At 61.3% G+C, this 16,171-nt stretch carries 16 protein-coding genes and 1 pseudogene; 7 read left to right on the top strand and 10 right to left on the bottom strand.

The window, feature by feature from the left end; all coding sequences use genetic code 11:
- Positions 1-193: 193 nt before the first annotated feature.
- Together AC5ZFO_RS28445 and AC5ZFO_RS28440 are read right to left on the bottom strand one after the other, a co-directional pair.
- Positions 194-960, bottom strand: a protein-coding gene (locus AC5ZFO_RS28445; RefSeq protein WP_496122850.1) for an IS5 family transposase whose coding sequence is annotated in 2 segments (ribosomal slippage) — positions 194-648 and positions 648-960 — 768 coding nt in all. Because the reading frame shifts where the segments join, the coding sequence is not laid out codon by codon here.
- A gap of 58 nt (positions 961-1,018) precedes the next feature.
- Positions 1,019-1,276: a hypothetical protein gene (locus tag AC5ZFO_RS28440; RefSeq protein WP_282519569.1), complete on the bottom strand. Its 258-nt coding sequence runs from the start codon at positions 1,274-1,276 to the stop codon at positions 1,019-1,021.
- A 152-nt stretch (positions 1,277-1,428) separates the two neighbouring features.
- Here AC5ZFO_RS28440 and AC5ZFO_RS28435 point away from each other — a divergent pair, with 152 nt between their 5' ends.
- A complete protein-coding gene (locus AC5ZFO_RS28435; RefSeq protein ID WP_282519568.1) occupies positions 1,429-2,007 on the top strand; it encodes a tetratricopeptide repeat protein in 579 nt (192 codons plus the stop codon).
- Between the two features lie 174 nt (positions 2,008-2,181).
- On the opposite strand, the gene AC5ZFO_RS28430 is transcribed toward AC5ZFO_RS28435, so the two are convergent.
- A complete protein-coding gene (locus tag AC5ZFO_RS28430; protein ID WP_028157471.1) occupies positions 2,182-2,604 on the bottom strand; it encodes a hypothetical protein in 423 nt (140 codons plus the stop codon).
- A gap of 186 nt (positions 2,605-2,790) precedes the next feature.
- Here AC5ZFO_RS28430 and AC5ZFO_RS28425 point away from each other — a divergent pair, with 186 nt between their 5' ends.
- Positions 2,791-3,000, top strand: coding sequence for a hypothetical protein (locus tag AC5ZFO_RS28425; RefSeq protein ID WP_028157470.1), 210 nt, complete (start codon positions 2,791-2,793; stop codon positions 2,998-3,000).
- A 117-nt stretch (positions 3,001-3,117) separates the two neighbouring features.
- Complete coding sequence (locus tag AC5ZFO_RS28420; protein ID WP_028157469.1) at positions 3,118-3,495, top strand: hypothetical protein; 378 nt, start codon at positions 3,118-3,120, stop codon at positions 3,493-3,495.
- A gap of 217 nt (positions 3,496-3,712) precedes the next feature.
- On the opposite strand, the gene AC5ZFO_RS28415 is transcribed toward AC5ZFO_RS28420, so the two are convergent.
- Positions 3,713-4,696 carry a hypothetical protein gene (locus AC5ZFO_RS28415; protein WP_282519567.1) on the bottom strand — a complete coding sequence of 328 codons (984 nt, stop codon included), beginning with the start codon at positions 4,694-4,696 and terminating at the stop codon, positions 3,713-3,715.
- A gap of 267 nt (positions 4,697-4,963) precedes the next feature.
- Positions 4,964-6,621, bottom strand: a pseudogene (locus AC5ZFO_RS28410) (winged helix-turn-helix domain-containing tetratricopeptide repeat protein).
- A 208-nt stretch (positions 6,622-6,829) separates the two neighbouring features.
- On the opposite strand from AC5ZFO_RS28410, the gene AC5ZFO_RS28405 reads away from it, so the two are divergent.
- Complete coding sequence (locus tag AC5ZFO_RS28405) at positions 6,830-7,780, top strand: helix-turn-helix domain-containing protein (RefSeq protein ID WP_282519600.1); 951 nt, start codon at positions 6,830-6,832, stop codon at positions 7,778-7,780.
- A 349-nt stretch (positions 7,781-8,129) separates the two neighbouring features.
- Positions 8,130-9,752, top strand: coding sequence for an ABC-F family ATP-binding cassette domain-containing protein (locus AC5ZFO_RS28400; RefSeq protein WP_028152729.1), 1,623 nt, complete (start codon positions 8,130-8,132; stop codon positions 9,750-9,752).
- 298 nt (positions 9,753-10,050) lie between these two features.
- On the opposite strand, the gene AC5ZFO_RS28395 is transcribed toward AC5ZFO_RS28400, so the two are convergent.
- Complete coding sequence (locus tag AC5ZFO_RS28395) at positions 10,051-10,545, bottom strand: hypothetical protein (RefSeq protein WP_282519565.1); 495 nt, start codon at positions 10,543-10,545, stop codon at positions 10,051-10,053.
- 87 nt (positions 10,546-10,632) lie between these two features.
- Complete coding sequence (locus AC5ZFO_RS28390; protein WP_282519564.1) at positions 10,633-11,751, bottom strand: DUF937 domain-containing protein; 1,119 nt, start codon at positions 11,749-11,751, stop codon at positions 10,633-10,635.
- Between the two features lie 964 nt (positions 11,752-12,715).
- On the opposite strand from AC5ZFO_RS28390, the gene AC5ZFO_RS28385 reads away from it, so the two are divergent.
- Positions 12,716-13,009 carry a DUF3551 domain-containing protein gene (locus AC5ZFO_RS28385; protein WP_306664218.1) on the top strand — a complete coding sequence of 98 codons (294 nt, stop codon included), beginning with the start codon at positions 12,716-12,718 and terminating at the stop codon, positions 13,007-13,009.
- A gap of 104 nt (positions 13,010-13,113) precedes the next feature.
- Here AC5ZFO_RS28385 and AC5ZFO_RS28380 read toward each other — a convergent pair whose 3' ends face one another.
- The 3 genes from AC5ZFO_RS28380 to AC5ZFO_RS28370 all read right to left on the bottom strand — a co-directional run bounded on the left by AC5ZFO_RS28380 (position 13,114) and on the right by AC5ZFO_RS28370 (position 15,149).
- Positions 13,114-13,464 carry a PilZ domain-containing protein gene (locus tag AC5ZFO_RS28380; RefSeq protein ID WP_282519563.1) on the bottom strand — a complete coding sequence of 117 codons (351 nt, stop codon included), beginning with the start codon at positions 13,462-13,464 and terminating at the stop codon, positions 13,114-13,116.
- A gap of 360 nt (positions 13,465-13,824) precedes the next feature.
- The gene (locus AC5ZFO_RS28375; protein WP_282519562.1) at positions 13,825-14,073 is read right to left on the bottom strand and encodes a hypothetical protein; all 249 of its coding nucleotides are present in this window, start codon (positions 14,071-14,073) and stop codon (positions 13,825-13,827) included.
- A gap of 116 nt (positions 14,074-14,189) precedes the next feature.
- Positions 14,190-15,149 (bottom strand): alpha/beta hydrolase, encoded by a 960-nt coding sequence (locus tag AC5ZFO_RS28370; RefSeq protein ID WP_282519561.1) that lies wholly within the window; start codon positions 15,147-15,149, stop codon positions 14,190-14,192.
- 125 nt (positions 15,150-15,274) lie between these two features.
- On the opposite strand from AC5ZFO_RS28370, the gene AC5ZFO_RS28365 reads away from it, so the two are divergent.
- Complete coding sequence (locus tag AC5ZFO_RS28365) at positions 15,275-15,952, top strand: nitroreductase (RefSeq protein WP_496122849.1); 678 nt, start codon at positions 15,275-15,277, stop codon at positions 15,950-15,952.
- The last annotated feature ends 219 nt before the right edge of the window (positions 15,953-16,171 follow it).

Here is a 16,171-nt window from a genome sequence, read left to right as displayed (position 1 = left end):
GCCTCCCTTAAGTGGTGCTCAACAACTCCACTTTGGCACATCGATGCCGTCGGGCGGGGCGTCCACCCCATCATAAATCGGCCCTCCCGACGCAGGATAGGTGATGCCCGGTTAGGCCCCGAAATCGGACATCAGGCGCGGACAAAGGCATGTCCACTTAGGGCCAAAAACGGACCAACGTCGCTTCCAATTGCTAGGCCGTAGACTCATAAGTGCGGAGCCACAGACGCATTGAGGCGAGTTGAACCATCGCGAGGAAGTTTTCGGCGAGTTTGTCGTAACGGGTGGCGATGCGCCGGAAGTGATTGAGCTTGCTGAAGAAGCGTTCGACCAGATTGCGCTCGCGATAGAGCCGCTTGCTGAAGCATGGCTTCCATTTGCGATTGGATTTGGCCGGGATGTTGGGCACTGCATTCTGGGCATGGATCAGGGCGCGGATACCATCGGCATCGTAGGCTTTGTCGGCCAGAACGATGGTGCGCGGATCGAGGCGGTCGAGCAGGCGATATGCGGCTGGCGCGTCATGTGCCTGCCCAGCAGTCAGGCCGAGCCGGATCGGGAGGCCCTGGGAATCGACGACGGCATGGATTTTGGTCGTGAGCCCACCTCGGGAGCGACCGAGACAATGATCTCGATCCCCCTTTTTGCCGTCGCAGCCTGCTGATGCGCCCGGATAGAAGTGCTGTCGATCATCTGGATGTCGCCGTCGTGCGTGACGGATATGGCGTCCATCAGCCGGTCCCATACACCTGCTTTCCGCCATCGCACGAAACGGTTGTAGCAGGTGGTGCGCGGACCGTACCGCTCAGGCAGGTCGCGCCACGGTGCACCGGACCGAAGCACCCAGAAGATGCCGTTCAGCACTCGTCGATCATCGACACGGGCCACGCCTCGCGGTTTGTTGGGCAGAAGCGGCGCGATGACGCGCCATTCGAAGTCGGTCAAATCATATCGGCTCATGCCGATACTGAATCAGCATACGTCCCGATAAGAAAGCCACCGGTCGCCGGTTAGGCGTTCAAGCCGGTCGATCGGTCGCATCAAGCTCTTTTGCCGGCACGCACTCAGTTACAAAACCTTCCTGCCACCCGGTGACTCCGAGCGTGACAGGGTAGATATTGAATCCCTCGGGAAAGTCTCGAAATCCTGGCTGATCGCGCAAACGGCCAATGGCTTCCGACGCATCGGCTTCAGTCGCGTAGATGCCAATATGCAGTTCTGTATCCTCACGATCTGGATACTCGCGTTCGAACCAAAGATCATAAACTAGCGTCATAGCATCCAATCTACCCGATGGCCCGCGAACGGGACAGCCATATCCGCGCCAAACGGTCCTTGATTTATGGGTTCACGGCCTAGTCGCAGAGTGATGTTTCCTTAATGTCGTATGAGTGACACTCCGCGGACCATAGAGGCATTGCTTAAACGATGCGACTAGCACTACCAAGCCGCGCTGATGACCGCGCCAAACGCCGCAGCAAAATTCCTGAATGGATTGCTGCTGCATCATCCGGCGACGTTGACGCTCAGTTGGCTCTCGCTTGGGAGTATGCCCGAGGCGACGCCGTTGACCCGGATTTCGTGACGGCATGGAATTGGTTTGATCGTGCCGCTTCGTCCGGTCAAGAGAACGGTGTTTTGCATCGAGCCCGCTTCCTTCAGCTTCGCGGCGTACCGGAAGGGGTACGTGAACTTCGTAAGCTCGCTGTTAAGGGCAACTGGAAAGCGCAATTTTGGCTTGGAACGCACTATCAATCACAACATGGGCGCTTGAGCCAGTTGAGAGCTGCTGTGTGGTACGGTCGATCCTTTAAAAGCGGGAACCTCGGCGGCAAGCTCGCCAAGCTAGCGCAACTGAGAAGAATTGCGCATCAACCCTTCAGAACGTTGTTTGCCGCTAAGGTCATTTTTGAAGCGATTTCGACCTTCCTACAGTTGTTCCGACAAGATCAGCAGATCGAGCCCCATGAAGTGTTGATGTATCGCTTAAAAGGCAGAGCCCCGTGAAAGCAGCTAGTCAAGCTGTTGAAGTCCGCTTCGGGTCAGACTCGGAAATCCGGCCCAACACGAGTCATGTCCGATCTACCCCGGAGAGCCGACATTGCGACGATCCCGGCGTTGTTCGCCTTCGGGCTATGAGCCGACATCGCTCCAATCAAGCGGCGATACTTGTCAGGCTTCTTAGCGGCCGTAGGGGAAGCAGCGGTTGCGATCGAGCGTGAGACCGAAATGCGCTCCCAGTGCAGCGATGGCCGCGTCCTGCTGGGGATAAGGATCGGCATTGGATGCGCCAACGATGATGATCCGGAACCCGCCGCGATCTTTGCCACCCGGTGGCAGCATCGCTGTAGTTAGTGCATTGCCCTCCCTGTCGCGCAGCGTGAGGAAAAGCGGCATCTCTCGCCGTACATGAGCCTCGAGGCCGATGTCGCGCTCGATCGCGTTGGGCCGCTCGGGGCGCCAGGACTGGACTGCCTTCTCCCGCTCGCGGCGGAAGTATTTCTCAACTGTGTGGCCCATCAGGCGCGACTCATACATCGCTTCACCTTCCGTCTCGATACGGAACCAGGTCTTGCCCTTCGGCGCGTCGCATACATACTGCATTTCGCCCGTCCTGCGATCGCCGCAATTCTAGGGCGGCGGTGGGCCTGCAAAGCCAATATGAGACTAGCTCCCCTGTATAGCGCTGCACGATCAGAGGAGCTAAGGGTATTTGATTGGACGTTGAAGTTTTAGTTAGCCCAAACAATACTAGGTCGACCGGAATAATCCTCTTCAAGGAGCGTCCCGATGCCTGACGTAAGGGAAAAGCAACGCGAAGCCCGCCGGAAGATCATTCGCCAATGGGCGAAGCTTCCGAAGGATAAACGGCAGTCTATGCAGGGGATTTCTGAGTTCGCCAGGACCGCCGCTCAGCAGAACGAGAACGCATTCGTCCGCAGTCGTCGCGATCCGTATCAGAAGATCATGGGATGGCTATTGCCGCGTTCTCATCTCTGAACGACTGAGTCCTCTGCACATCCTTCGAAGGCGGCACCGAAAATTTCGGCAAAGTCATCGAATGTCCTGCCGCGTCCGCCCCCCCCGGCAGGGCCGTCACAAAGCGACGAGATAACTGTGAAGCTGAAAGCAACAATCATCGTCGTAGCGCTGCTAGCTGCAACGGCTGCACATGCCGAGACGATCGATCTGAAATGCTGGGCGCGGGGCCGTACGGGCGACGAGCGCAACTCGGTCTACATAAACGGGGAACAGGTCACCGTTAATCTGGACGAGGGGACGATGCACTCTCGGACATTCGGAAGCAATTTGGCCGTCCACGTCACGGATACGCACTTGTTCTTTGAGACGGCGCTTACGCTCGGCAACATTTGGCAACATTTGTTCGACCCGACCGCTGTCTGGCAAGGTTTCATCAACCGCGTCGACGGCACGCTTAAGGCGCATAAGCGCGACGGTACTGTCATCAGCGGGCACTGCCAGCTAGTCGGCTGAACCTGCCCGTGTCGCATTTGCGGACGTTCCGGGCCGGTCAGGGCCATGTCTGCCCCAGCCCAGGAAGCGGACAATCGCGGACTTGTGAGTACACGCCCTAGGGCGTGTACTCACAGAATTCGCGTCGGCTTGCGCCAAAAAGTGACATCGAAGCGGTCTGGACGAATGTCGTCCTTGGGCCAGAGGCGGGAAGGCCAGTTCTTCTACCCCTCCCGCTTCATTTCATCGCAACATCGCGGTCGATGTCTTGCAGGTGCACGAAAGTTGCCCAGGCTTTTCGATATTCGCTATCTGTGGGATCGATCCCAAGCAAGGCGCGACACGCTTCTTTGATTTCGTCCGGCGAGGGACGCATCGCGACGTTTCCGGACGACTTGGCTTGGTTCCAGCGTTCCTCGACGCCTTTCGCGAAGGCGAGCGCTTCGGAGGGGCTCCGTTTCCGGGTTGACGTCGCCAATGGGTGACCCGGAGGGAATTTAGGCCATGCGACGGGAGGCTGATCGGCTCGCCACTCACTCTCCTTGCCGGTCCCACGCCCTGCCGGCAGAGTTGCCTGGGCCCCATTGCCCGATTCAGGCGGGACAGTCCGTACGGCCAACTCGCGGATCTGCTGTTCCATGGTCCCGCCGGACGCCGTTGCACCTGCCGCGGGTGCACGCGTCGTCGGACCTGACACAGTCGAGGTGCCGGCTTGCGGAGCGACCTTCTGAACGGTTTGCGCGACGGACAGCATGCCGGGCGAAAGAGCAGGCTTCTGCTGCGCGGCCTTGTCATTTTCAGTGGGGCAAGGCCGAAATCCGGAGCGCAGCTGCGTGATCCGGCCGTCGTCGTCGATGCGGGCAAAGTCAACGGCCACAGTGTAGACGAAAGCGGCATCGATGGATTGGCCGGATTTGTCTCTTGCCGTGACGGCGCCGCAGACATATCGCGCCGCGTCGGCCTCGACTGAGCGCAATGCGCTGAACTTGGCCGAGTCCGGATCGATCAGCACATGTCGAACTGCTGAGCGAGCTTTCATGTGCTCGGTGGAGAAGATGCTGAGCACGACATCCGGATTGAACATGTCGGGCTGGTAGTACCACTTGTACTCCACAGCAAGGAATGCTGCGCCAAAGGCCGTCGCGATCAGGAAAGCAGATGCATTCATGGGCTTGGTCGGGCAATGGAACCCGGTCTGGTTGTTGTTATCTTCTTGAACCATTTGCGATAGAATCTATTAACAATCCGTAAATTGGTTGCTCCCGAGATTTTCAACAACCAGTGGAAGAGCGACAGCTGGTTTTGCTCAAGCGGTCAGTTGCCGGTGCGGGAAACACACTGAGCAAGGTCAACCAAGGGGCACGAGCCGACGCCTGACGGGTGGCAGCGGCAGGTCCGTTGCCGGCCTTTTTCAACGGAAGCGGCCATTAGCGGAAGATGCGCTTATTCGATCACCTCGTTGCCAAGGCGAGTACCTTGGCCGAGATGGTCATTCGGGCAGCCCTGCTTGCCGCAATCCTTCCTCATATCGCGCGACGTCCTCAGCACGTCGATAGGGGCCAAGCACATCTTTGAGATTGGAAAGGCGCAGCGTGGGGCTCAGTTCTCGCAGCCGAGCCACTGCCTTGTGTGCTTGCTCCGGCCGGCCCGCCATTGCGTTGCTTGCGGCGGCGATACGTAATCCAGGTCGATAGTCCGGACTGCACTGCAACGCCATTGTCGCCCATGATGCCGCTTCGTCATAGCGGTCCAAGAAGAGAAATGTGCGTACGCAGTTCCAGCTCGCATTCCCATCAGCCACGGATCAAGCGGGCTCAGGCGAATGGCACGAGCAAAGCGTTCGATTGCGGATTCCGGCTCGCCGAGCCAGATCTTTACCCAGCCGCCGAAATGCCATGCCTCAGCCAAATTGGAATTGAGCGCAAGCGCGCGATCGACCAAGCCGGCGCCCACCCCGACATCCCCAACAACGAACGCTAAGGCGTTTCCGCCAGCGCAGAGCGCGATCGCGTCATCCTTGCCCAACTCAACTGCCCGTTCAGTGAGCTTCTTCACTTCGGCAATCGCGTTCGCCGTGTCTGGAATCCAGCCATTGATCCTGGCAGAGAGGTAGCAAGAGGCTGCACGACCGTAGGCAGTGGCAAATTCCGGGTCGAGCTCGATCGCGCTATTGAAGAGGCGCAATGCCTCGTCGTTCGCTTGCCGGTTGCCAAACTGATGAAGCCGGGCCAGACCGCGCAAATAGAGGGCATAGGCGTCGAGACTCGCGGTCGGCTTGCGCTTGGCGCGCTCAATCTCAGCTTTTTCCACCGCAGGCGCGATCGCCCCGACAACGCTCTCGGTCACCTGGTCCTGCAAATCGAAGATGTCGCCGAGCTCGCCATCAAACCGATCGGCCCAAATATGTGCTCCAGTAGCGGCATCGACCAGTTGTCCCGTAATGCGCACTCGGTTTGCCGCCTTGCGAACGCTGCCTTCCAGCACGTAGCGCACCCCAAGCTCCCGCCCCACCTGCTTCACGTCGACGGCCCGCGCCTTGTAGGTGAAGCTGGAGTTTCGGGCGATGACAAATGGCGCCTTGAAACGGGACAGCGCCGTGATGATGTCCTCGGCCATTCCATCGGCAAAGTATTCCTGTTCGACATCGCCAGACATATTCTGGAACGGAAGCACCGCAATGGAAGGCCTGTCCGGCAGCGGAGGCGGGCTCTCGGCCTCGGCAGCAAGAACTGACGCAGCATCTCGCGTTTCAGCAGGCGCACCGACCTCAAAGGCCCTGACATGTTGAACGCCAGGATCCGCACCTGGGTCTGTGACCAAGGCTCGCGCGGGCATTTCTTCCTCGATGATCTTGCCAACGAATCGGAGGCCTCTGCGAGAAATCGTCCGGATCAGGCGTTGCTCCTTGCCGGTATCCCCGATTGCCTTGCGCACGGCATTGACGTGGCTGGTCAGCGTGGATTCGGACACGATCCGTCCGTCCCACACCGCCTTCAGAAGATCGTCCCTTGTGACGACCTGTTCCCGGTTCTGGACCAGGAAGAGCAGCAGATCGAACAGCTTCGGTCCAACAGGGATGAGCTCGGAGCCTCGCTTGAGCTCGCGCCGGTTAGCATCGAGGCAATAATCTTCGAACAGAAACGGCACTTCTGATCCTTTTTGGACAAGAAGCCAGGGAAAACCCAATCGCAATTCAAGCCGATTGCAAGGTCTTTTCCGCTCGAAACAGTACACGTTTTCTCAGCGTTCGGGAACGAGCCCGGTTCGAGAAATGGTTGGCCCGGTCCGCGAAAATCCGGCCGCCCGGCATTTCTTCCCGCCACCTGCATCGCCTCCCCAATGCGAGGATACGTTGATGAATAAGCATATCTTGTGCGATTCCTTGGAGGACGCGTCAGTTGCGCCTGAGGCGTGCCAAGTCGGTCCGGCCAATGCCGAGCACCCTCACGCCGGTACGGCAACGGCGCGGGTGCTTGGGACCACGGCATTTCGCATGGCTTTGGATACCTCCGGTGCCGCGATCGCCCACCGGAAATATGAACGAGTGCACCACGTCTGCGGCCCCAAGACCCACCATGTCATCATGGCTTACAACGGCGCGGTGCAGCGCATGGAACGGCGGTCGGGACGATCAGTTGCGACCGGAACGTTCCATCCCGGGGCTGTGATAATCATTCCGAGGGGATCAAGCTCTCGATGGGATATTCCAAAACCTGTTGATGTCGTTGAGTTCTATCTTCCGCACGCGACGCTCGAGCGCGTGGCCGAAGAAGCCGACACCGCCGGACCAGTCAATCTTCTGGAGCGAACGGCGCATCCCGACCCCGTTACATCCCAATTGCTCTTGACCGCGGCAGATGTCTTGGAGGGCAACGAGGCTGCGGATACGCTGTTCAGGCATCAACTGACAAGCCTTCTGGCCACGCGTCTTCTGGCGGCACACACCGGCTCGCCACCCATGATCCGGCCGACCATGGGTGGTCTTTCGCCGAAGGTGCTCAGCCGCGCCATCGAACGCCTGCGTCCGGACAACGATGCGGACGTCTCCCTCGCCGCGCTCGCCTCGGATGCCGGTCTGTCGCGCTTCCACTTCTGCCGCGCTTTCAAGAAAAGCACCGGGCTGTCGCCGCATGCCTGGCTGCGTCAGAACCGGCTCGAGGAGGCCAAAAACATGCTGCGCGACACCGACGCGTCGGTCATCTCGGTCGCAGTCGCGCTTGGCTATTCCTCCCAGACCGCGTTCGCCGCCGCCTTCAGGAAGCTGAGCGGCGAGACCCCGAGCAATTGGCGACGGCGTGCACGTTGACAGCATCGCCTATGCGGGGAACAGCATCATTGCGAGAAAGGCTCCCGGATGCAGGCGGCCAAGAACGTCCCATGACCGCTATGGTTCACAAGCCCACGCCTGACGGGCGGTAGCGGCAAGTCCGCTATATGGGACATTGGCGGACGTCACGCCTTGCCGCTCGGACAGCGCGCTTCGGCTGGAAGCGGACAGCGAGACGGCAGGCAGCGGGCGCGAAGCGTCGGGTCGGGTCGGGATGAATTACAGGAAGCTGGCGTCTGGCGGGGTGGAATCCGGGCCCGGCCGGGCTTCCCCCGGCGGCCCGTATGGCCTATGACGCTGCAACGCAACATTCCCCCAAAAAGACCCCATGATCCGCCTCGACAACGTCAGCAAGCAAGCCGGCCACCAGATCCTGTTCATCGAAGCCTCCGCCGCCCTCAACAAGGGCGAGAAAATCGGGCTCGTCGGCCCGAATGGGGCCGGCAAGACCACTTTGTTCCGGATGATCGCCGGCGAGGAACTGCCCGATGAAGGGCAGGTTTCGACCGATCGCGGCATCACCATCGGCTATTTCAACCAGGACGTCGGCGAGATGTCTGGCCGCAGCGCCGTGGCCGAGGTGATGGATGGCGCAGGTCCCGTCAGCGAGGTCGCAGCCGAGTTGCGCGAACTCGAGGCTGCGATGGCCGACCCCGACAAGGCCGACCAGATGGACGAGATCATCGCGCGCTATGGCGAGGTGCAACACGCGTTCGAGGAGCTCGACGGCTATGCGCTCGACGGCCGCGCGCGCGAGGCGCTGTCCGGCCTCGGCTTCAGCCAGGAGATGATGGACGGCGATGTCGGCAAGCTCTCCGGCGGCTGGAAGATGCGCGTTGCGCTGGCGCGTATTCTTCTGATGCGCCCCGACGTCATGCTGCTCGACGAGCCGAGCAACCATCTCGATCTCGAAAGCCTGATCTGGCTGGAAAAATTCCTGCACGATTTCGAAGGCACGCTGCTGATGACCTCGCATGACCGCGAATTCATCAACCGCGTGATCTCCAAGGTGATCGAGATCGATTCCGGCTCGCTCACGACCTATACCGGCGATTACGAGTTCTACGAGCAGCAGCGGGCGCAGAACGAGAAGCAGCAGCAGGCGCAGTTCGAGCGTCAGCAGGCCATGCTCGCCAAGGAGATCAAGTTCATCGAGCGCTTCAAGGCGCGCGCTTCGCATGCAGCCCAGGTGCAGAGCCGGGTGAAGAAGCTCGACAAGATCGAGCGGGTCGAGCCGCCGCGCCGCCGCCAGAGCATAGCGTTCGATTTCCCGCCGGCGCCGCGCTCGGGCGAGGACGTCGTGGCGCTCAAGAACGTCTACAAGGGCTACGGCAGCAAGCGCATCTATGACGGGCTCGATTTCATGATCCGCCGCAGGGAGCGCTGGTGCGTGATGGGTGTCAACGGCGCCGGCAAGTCGACGCTGCTCAAGCTCATCGCCGGCGCGAGCGAGCCGGACGAGGGCACGGTGGCAGTCGGCGGCAGCGTCAAGATGGGCTATTTCGCCCAGCATGCGATGGACCTGCTCGACGGCGAACGCACCGTGTTCCAGTCGCTCGAAGACCAGTTTCCGACCGCGGGGCAGGGCTCATTGCGCGCGCTCGCCGGTTGCTTCGGCTTCTCCGGCGACGACGTCGAGAAGCGCTGCCGCGTGCTCTCGGGCGGCGAGAAGGCGCGCCTGGTGATGGCAAAGATGCTGTTCGATCCGCCGAACTTTTTGGTGCTGGACGAGCCGACCAACCATCTCGACCTCGCCACCAAGGAGATGCTGATCACGGCGCTGGCGGATTTCGAGGGCACCATGCTGTTCGTCTCGCATGACCGCCACTTCCTGGCGACGCTGTCGAACCGCGTGCTGGAGCTGACGCCGGAGGGCATCCACCAGTTCGGCGGCGGCTACACCGAATATGTCGCGCGCACCGGGCAGGAGGCTCCGGGGTTGCGGTCGTAGAGGGATTTGTAGCCCGGATGGAGCCAACGGGTCGGCGCGAAGCGCCGCCCGATGACAGGCTCCGCGCAATCCGGGTTTCGTGCCATCGCCGCAAATAAAAGCCGCTGGCCTTGGGGAAGCCGGCGGCTCTGGTAGGGGCATTGTGCGTAGTGGGTGCTACGCAAACTCACAATTTCGACCAACGTGCGGTTCGCGTTTGATCTGGATCAAACCAGGACAATCCGTCATTCGACAGGTCCGACATCCAGTAAACCAATGGCGCAGGGCGCGTAGAGGTTGGCCGTGCGGCCCACCGAGATCAGATGCCAAGCGCGCTGGAGATTTCGCCGAGGGTTGCTTTCTCGGCGTCGCTGACCTGAACACCCCCACCGAACCACCCTCCGCCTTCTGATGCAGCCTCAGCGGTCTTTTGACTAATCTGACGCAGCCAGCCCTTGAAAGCCGCGGCATCATCCGGAGCTTTTGCGGCAAGCAGCGCCGTGACCTCGCGCAACGATGCGATCGTCTTGCTCTTGATCTCGGGCGGCGTGCTCTTGCCGAGTTCTGCTTTCAACCCGTCATGAGCCGCGGACCGGCCGTCGCTCGTCTGGAAGTCGGCGACCACCGCCTTTACCAAGGGGTTGGCATTGGGGTCGGTGGCCACCTGGGCGAGCGCGGTGCCGCCGGCAAATGATTCCTTCAGAAGACCAAACAATCCGCTCGGTTCTGCAGCCGTAATGGCCATTCCCGCATTCATCGGGCTTCTCAGGAGGAGCGCCCATTCATCCTTGGTGAAATTGGTCTTGTCGGCCATGGAGTCTTTTCCTTTCATCTTGCAGGACGGGAGGCTGCGAAACACCTCCCGTCGCTGCAGTGTGGCGAGTTCATTGCGCGTGACGTCTCAGACTTTCGCCAACTCGTCGAGCTTGGCACGAAGATTGTCGATCACGGGCTTTGCGATCGTGCCGGCGGGCGTTGCCGAGATCTTGTCGCACATCTCATTGATGGCCGGCGCCGCCGCGACGATCAGCTTGGCAAGCGCGCGTCGTCCTTCCGGGGAAAGCTTGGCCGCCCGCGCCGTGATGCCATCAAGCTGTGAGATGGCGTCGTTGATCTTCGGCAGGGCCGCCTGCGCGCTGGCTTGATCGGTGATGGTCGGCAGTTGGGCCTTCAGCGTACCAAGGGACGAATTGACCTGGTTCGCCAGATTCACCCCGTCAACGGTCAAATCCGCGGGCGCCATGCCCACAGTTCCGGCTGAGGGCCGCGTGACGTTTGTATTCTGAGCGACCGTCTGCTCGGTCGGACGCTGAAGCGCATATATGGCAAGTCCGGCAACGATAACGAGCGCGGCGAGCCAATATGGCCATTGCGCCCGGCCGGCGGCCATGGCGGCCTGGCTCGCGCCAGTGGCGCCAGTGGCGCCGGAAACGCCGGCGATCCGGCTCCCTGTGGCCGCGGCCGTGGCCATTCCACTGCGCGCGTTGTCGATCAGGCCCGAGGCGCTGAGCTGATCACTGAGGCCCGATGGAATCGCCGCCATGATCTGATCTTTCTGCGAGCGCAGAAGCGATGCCAGTCCGTTTGCATCCATCCCGGCGTCATGCTGCTGCTTGCTGAGCATACCCAGGACCATTGGCCCGACCATGGCGAGTAACGACTTGCCGCCGCCATCGCCCGTGCCTGCGAATCTGCCGATCGCCTGGGCCATGGCGTCGGTGGTACGGCCTCCAAGCAGTCCGGACAACATGCTCGAACCCATCTGGGCCAGGCCCGGAGCGCCGGCGTCGCGCAGCATATCCGTGGGATTGCCGCCTTGCTGTTGGGACAGCAGTTTTGACAGTTGATTGGCCCCGGCCGGGGTTCCGACCAGATCCGACAGGCTGGCCAATATTGTTGGGATGGCCGCTGTTGCGGCCTTCTGCGCCGCGCTTCGGTCCATGCCAAGAAAGGAGGCGATCTGCGCGATGACTTCAGGGGTCAAGAGCTGTTGTGCAGCTGAAACGAGATTGACGGCCATGGCGGTCTCTCCACTACGTTGCAGGTGTGTCGATTGCCCCCATCCCCAAATTTGATGTGACAGGCGTCGATGGTTCCGAACGTCGCCTATCGCCCAAGTTGAGATTGCATTGATCGTCCGACTCTTTGATCCAGATCAAAGGTCTCCGGTGCAGGTCAAATGCGAAGGGTTCGGCGCGCGAAATCCAGTGCGCTGCGGCCCATCAAGCGGACCTCATTGAGAAGCATCGATGTTTCGCTGATGGGCCAGGATTGGCTATCGGCTCGGAGCACCGCAATGTCTGCTAGCGGGCATGATGACGCACACATTCTTCCCCGAAGCTTGACTATCGGGCGCTGACGTCCTTGCGAGGCTGCCCGCGCTTGGCGGCGAGCGGGCCCTCTCGGCAGTATTGTCAGTCGAATGCACCTCCAAGCAGTGGGATTGTACCAGAAGACAATTGCCCGTCGCGCGGACATCTACATTACTGGCAGTGAGCGGGCGGGCCGCGGCCCGCGCCTCGATGACGGTCCCGGAATCCCACACTCAACCCAAGTCCGGGGCCGTCGTTTTGGGTCATCGAAATTGATCAGAAGGATCGTCAACCGCGTATCGAACTTCGCCAGTTTCCTGCTCGCCATCCCCGGATGCGGGCGCGCGGCACTCGCTTGCCCGCGCTGCGGATGTGAAGCTTCCCGCGAGAACGTTCAGCGAGGACGAGCTTTGAGATGCTCTCACCTGATTTGCGAGCAATGCGGAAAGACTAGTGATATTGCAGGATGGCGGCTGCAGGGTCTTTCCGAGCAAGGCTCAGGGCCGTTGATCGGATGAGTTATGTCCGCCGGCCCGAGGGCGAGCGCAGAGGTGCCGATGCGGGCGCGCCGGGTTCGTTCGCCGCTCTCGTCAAGCGAGGACACAGGAGCCAAGAAGCGTCGCAAAGCGTCTCCTGTCTCCACATGAGCGGCGGTCGAACCGGAATGCTTGGATGATCCATTTGGAGGAGGCGGCGATGCGGATGCTCCGTTGGCTAATCCTGGGCAGTGCAGCGATCCCGGCGATCGCCTCGGCTACAGCTCAAACTTACGATCCCAGCCACCCCGTCTGCCTTCAGAGATGGGAGTGGGGTGGCAGCACCTATTTCGAATGCGCTTATACGTCATGGGATCAGTGCCGAGCGTCGGCGATCGGACTTTCCGCGATGTGCGTGGAGAACCCGTATTGGCAACAACCGCAGGCGAGGCGATCAGGCGGCCGCTTGCGTTCATCAACCCCATACTGATGCGCCCGGCGACAACGGCGATGCAGCAGACACCGACCGTCGTATGGAGCCGGTACGGGAAGTGACCGGACCTATTCGATAGCATCGTCGGCGCGCGCGAGCAGTCAGGCCGACACGTCTGGACTAAGGACTCCGCCGCGGCACACGAGCCGGCGATCAAGTCGCACCAGGTTCGCGGACGCGCCGGAATCGTTCGCTGGCGAGCGACGACGCAGGAGGAAGGAAACGCCGCGGAGCGTCTCCTTTCTCCATACGACGCGGCAGAAGAAAACTCCGGAATGGCCGTCGAACGACAACACGAACTCGTCGGCAAATATGTAGTACGGCGCGGAGATGCAGGCACCCAAGGCGTTGATGTCGCGCACCACGCACGGATGAGTCCCGCGAATTTCGCCAAACGATAGCCGCGCCGCCCGGTTGATCGTTATGCGCTTCATTGCACGACGTTCGATCATGGCGAGATGCTCCCAATGAAAGATAACTTCCAATCGAACGATCGCAGCGAGGGCGATCGCACTTGACGAAGTCACTTTCCCGGTCCCGCCGACATCCGGAAAACGGCAATCCCCACACGTTGATCTGCGCGGCTTACGCTAACAAGCAGCGTTGTTGTCTTATTAAAATTGGATCGAGTTGGTGGTTAATTCGGATGGCTTGACGACAACGTTACAAGCGAACGTTCATGCTTTCGACTTGGTCCGGCCATCTGATTCTGTGCCACACGGACACACATATGTGGATGCCCGGGACAGGCCCGGGCACGACGACTTCGTGCAGCGATTGCTCGCTAAAGAAAGCAGCGAATTCGCGGCGCCTTACGCGGCGACTTCGCACTTCTTCATGAAGCTGTTCTTGGCGGCACCGGCGAGCGGCTTGCCGTCGGCGCTGACGGCCTTCGGCGCGCAAGCGTCGGCCTTGCACTTCTTCATGAACGAGGTCTTGGCGGCGCCGGCGAGCGCCTTGCCGTCCTTGCCGACCGCCTTGCTCTCGCAGGTGTCGTCCGCGAAGGCCGAGCCGGCTGCAAAGGTGGCGACGATCGCTGCAAGAAAAATCCGCTTCATCATGGGTGTCTCCCTAGGACAAAATTAGCGAGCGGATTGGAGCCGCGAATCGTGGCGCAATCAAGCAGGATCAATGCGCGCCACGACCGACATCGCGGATTTTTCCATTCGTCTGCGGTTCAGATTCCGCGCGCGAGCAGTGCCTTGAAGTCGGCCCGCGCGCGTTGCGCCTCGGCCTTCGCGACCTCGGAAGCATCGCCGAGGCCGAAATAGCCGTGGATCAGGCCGGGGCCCTCATGGTGCTTGACGCGGACGCCGGCGGCCTCCAGTGCGCGTGCATAGGCCGCGCCCTCGTCGCGCAAGGGATCGAACCAGGCGGTGGTCACGATGGCCGGCGCGAGGCCGGCGAGCTCCGCGCGCAACGGCGAGACCCGCCAGTCGGCAGCGTGAGCGGGATCGGCCAGGTAGTGGCCGCAAAACCATTCCATCACGGCCCGGGAGAGGAAGTAGCCCTCGGCATTCTCGGCACGCGACACAAAGCGCGCGTTCTCCCGCGCGTCAGCGTAGCGGCCGACGACGTCGGTCACGGGATAGACCAGCAGTTGCGCCGCGAGCGCGATGCCGGCGTCGCGGCAGGCGATCGCGGTGGCGGCTGCGAGATTGCCGCCGGCGCTGTCGCCGGCAACGCCGAGACGCTTTGCATCGCCACCAAATTCCGCGACGCGGTTGAAGATGTCGCTTGCGGCAGCAAACGCGTCCTCGAAGGCGCCGGGAAAGCGCGTTTCCGGCGGGCGCCGATAATCGACGGAGATGACGACCGCGCCGGTCTCGATCGCGAGATTGCGCGCCTGCCGGTCATGGGTTTCGAGATCGCCCGCGACCCAGCCGCCGCCGTGGAAGAAGACCACGGTCGGCGCAGGATTGGCGCCGACACGATAGACACGCGCGTCGAGCGGCCCGGCGCCGCCTTTCACCTTGATGTCCTGTACGGTGTCGACGGGGGGCGGCGGCACATCCGCACGCGAGGCAGCCAGTGCACGCAAGGCATCGCGGGCGCTCTGTGGCGTCATCGTGGTGGGATCGCGCAGCGGCAGCAGAGGAATGATCTGGGCGATGACGGGATCGAGCGGTGCGGGCATTTGGGGGTCCTCGCTGGGTTCTTGGTCTTGCTTGCGGGTTAGCATAGATTTGGCGAACCGCATCGGCAACCGATTACGCGTTACGATTGCAACGCCGCGGGATGAACGGGCAGGGAGGTCTTGAGTTGGAATTCGAAGCGTTGGTCCAGTCGCGCCGCAGCGTGCGCGGCTTCAAGCAGCAGCAGGTATCCCGCGCGGTGATCGAGGCGATCATCGAGAGCGCCAAGCGCGCGCCGTCGTCGATGAACACCCAGCCGTGGCATGTGCATGTGCTCACAGGCCCTCCGCTCGAAGAACTGCGCCGCCGCAACATGGAGGAGATGGTCGGCGGCGCCAAGGTCAAGCGCGACATCATCAGCCACGGCGAATACCAGGGCGTGCATCGCAATCGCCAAGTCGACATCGCCAAGAAGCTGTTCGGCGCGATGGGGATCGCGCGCGATGACAAGCCGATGCGGCAGGATTGGGTGCTGCGCGGCTTTCGCCAGTTCGACGCGCCGGTCTCGCTGGTGCTGACCTATGACCGCGTGCTGGATCCCGGCGCGGTCTGCCATTTCGATCTCGGTGCGCTCTGCTACGGCATCGTGCTCGCGGCCTGGGACCGCGGTCTCGGTTCGGTGATCAACGGGCAGGGCATCATGCGCTCCGACATCGTGCGCGAGGTCGCGAGGATTCCGGAAGACGAGGTCATCATGACATGTGTCGCGATGGGGTATCCCGACGACGGCTTCGCCGCGAACGCCGTTCGCTCCGATCGCGAGGGCAACGACGATTTCGTGCGTTATGTCGGCTTTGCCGACTAGCGCGAGAAGTCACTGATGCGCACAGCCGGCTGACGCTGCGAGCCGGCTAACGCGGAGAGCCGGCTGAGAGGAGATTATTCTCTCGTCGAATTTTTTTGATGCTGAGCCGTTGGTGGCCTCTTGCAATCTCGATCGCGCGGGAGGAACAATATGCCGAGTGAAAGGTTTGTTGCTGGCGCGAGGGAATCGACATGCGGCGGCTGGCTAGCCTGGTTCGAC

Source organism: Bradyrhizobium sp. Unk1 (assembly GCF_059512345.1).
Note: the sequence above shows the minus strand (reverse complement) of the source record. Positions and strands in the feature narration are given on the sequence as shown.

Coding starts and splice junctions, on each gene's coding strand:
- AC5ZFO_RS28430 (WP_028157471.1), bottom strand. CDS start 2,604: ATGCAGTATGTATGCGACGCGCCGAAGGGCAAGACCTGGTTCCGTATC.
- AC5ZFO_RS28435 (WP_282519568.1), top strand. CDS start 1,429: ATGCGACTAGCACTACCAAGCCGCGCTGATGACCGCGCCAAACGCCGC.
- AC5ZFO_RS28390 (WP_282519564.1), bottom strand. CDS start 11,751: ATGGCCGTCAATCTCGTTTCAGCTGCACAACAGCTCTTGACCCCTGAA.
- AC5ZFO_RS28370 (WP_282519561.1), bottom strand. CDS start 15,149: ATGCCCGCACCGCTCGATCCCGTCATCGCCCAGATCATTCCTCTGCTG.
- AC5ZFO_RS28385 (WP_306664218.1), top strand. CDS start 12,716: ATGATCCATTTGGAGGAGGCGGCGATGCGGATGCTCCGTTGGCTAATC.
- AC5ZFO_RS28395 (WP_282519565.1), bottom strand. CDS start 10,545: ATGGCCGACAAGACCAATTTCACCAAGGATGAATGGGCGCTCCTCCTG.
- AC5ZFO_RS28400 (WP_028152729.1), top strand. CDS start 8,130: ATGATCCGCCTCGACAACGTCAGCAAGCAAGCCGGCCACCAGATCCTG.
- AC5ZFO_RS28380 (WP_282519563.1), bottom strand. CDS start 13,464: ATGATCGAACGTCGTGCAATGAAGCGCATAACGATCAACCGGGCGGCG.
- AC5ZFO_RS28415 (WP_282519567.1), bottom strand. CDS start 4,696: ATGGTTCAAGAAGATAACAACAACCAGACCGGGTTCCATTGCCCGACC.
- AC5ZFO_RS28425 (WP_028157470.1), top strand. CDS start 2,791: ATGCCTGACGTAAGGGAAAAGCAACGCGAAGCCCGCCGGAAGATCATT.
- AC5ZFO_RS28440 (WP_282519569.1), bottom strand. CDS start 1,276: ATGACGCTAGTTTATGATCTTTGGTTCGAACGCGAGTATCCAGATCGT.
- AC5ZFO_RS28405 (WP_282519600.1), top strand. CDS start 6,830: ATGAATAAGCATATCTTGTGCGATTCCTTGGAGGACGCGTCAGTTGCG.
- AC5ZFO_RS28375 (WP_282519562.1), bottom strand. CDS start 14,073: ATGATGAAGCGGATTTTTCTTGCAGCGATCGTCGCCACCTTTGCAGCC.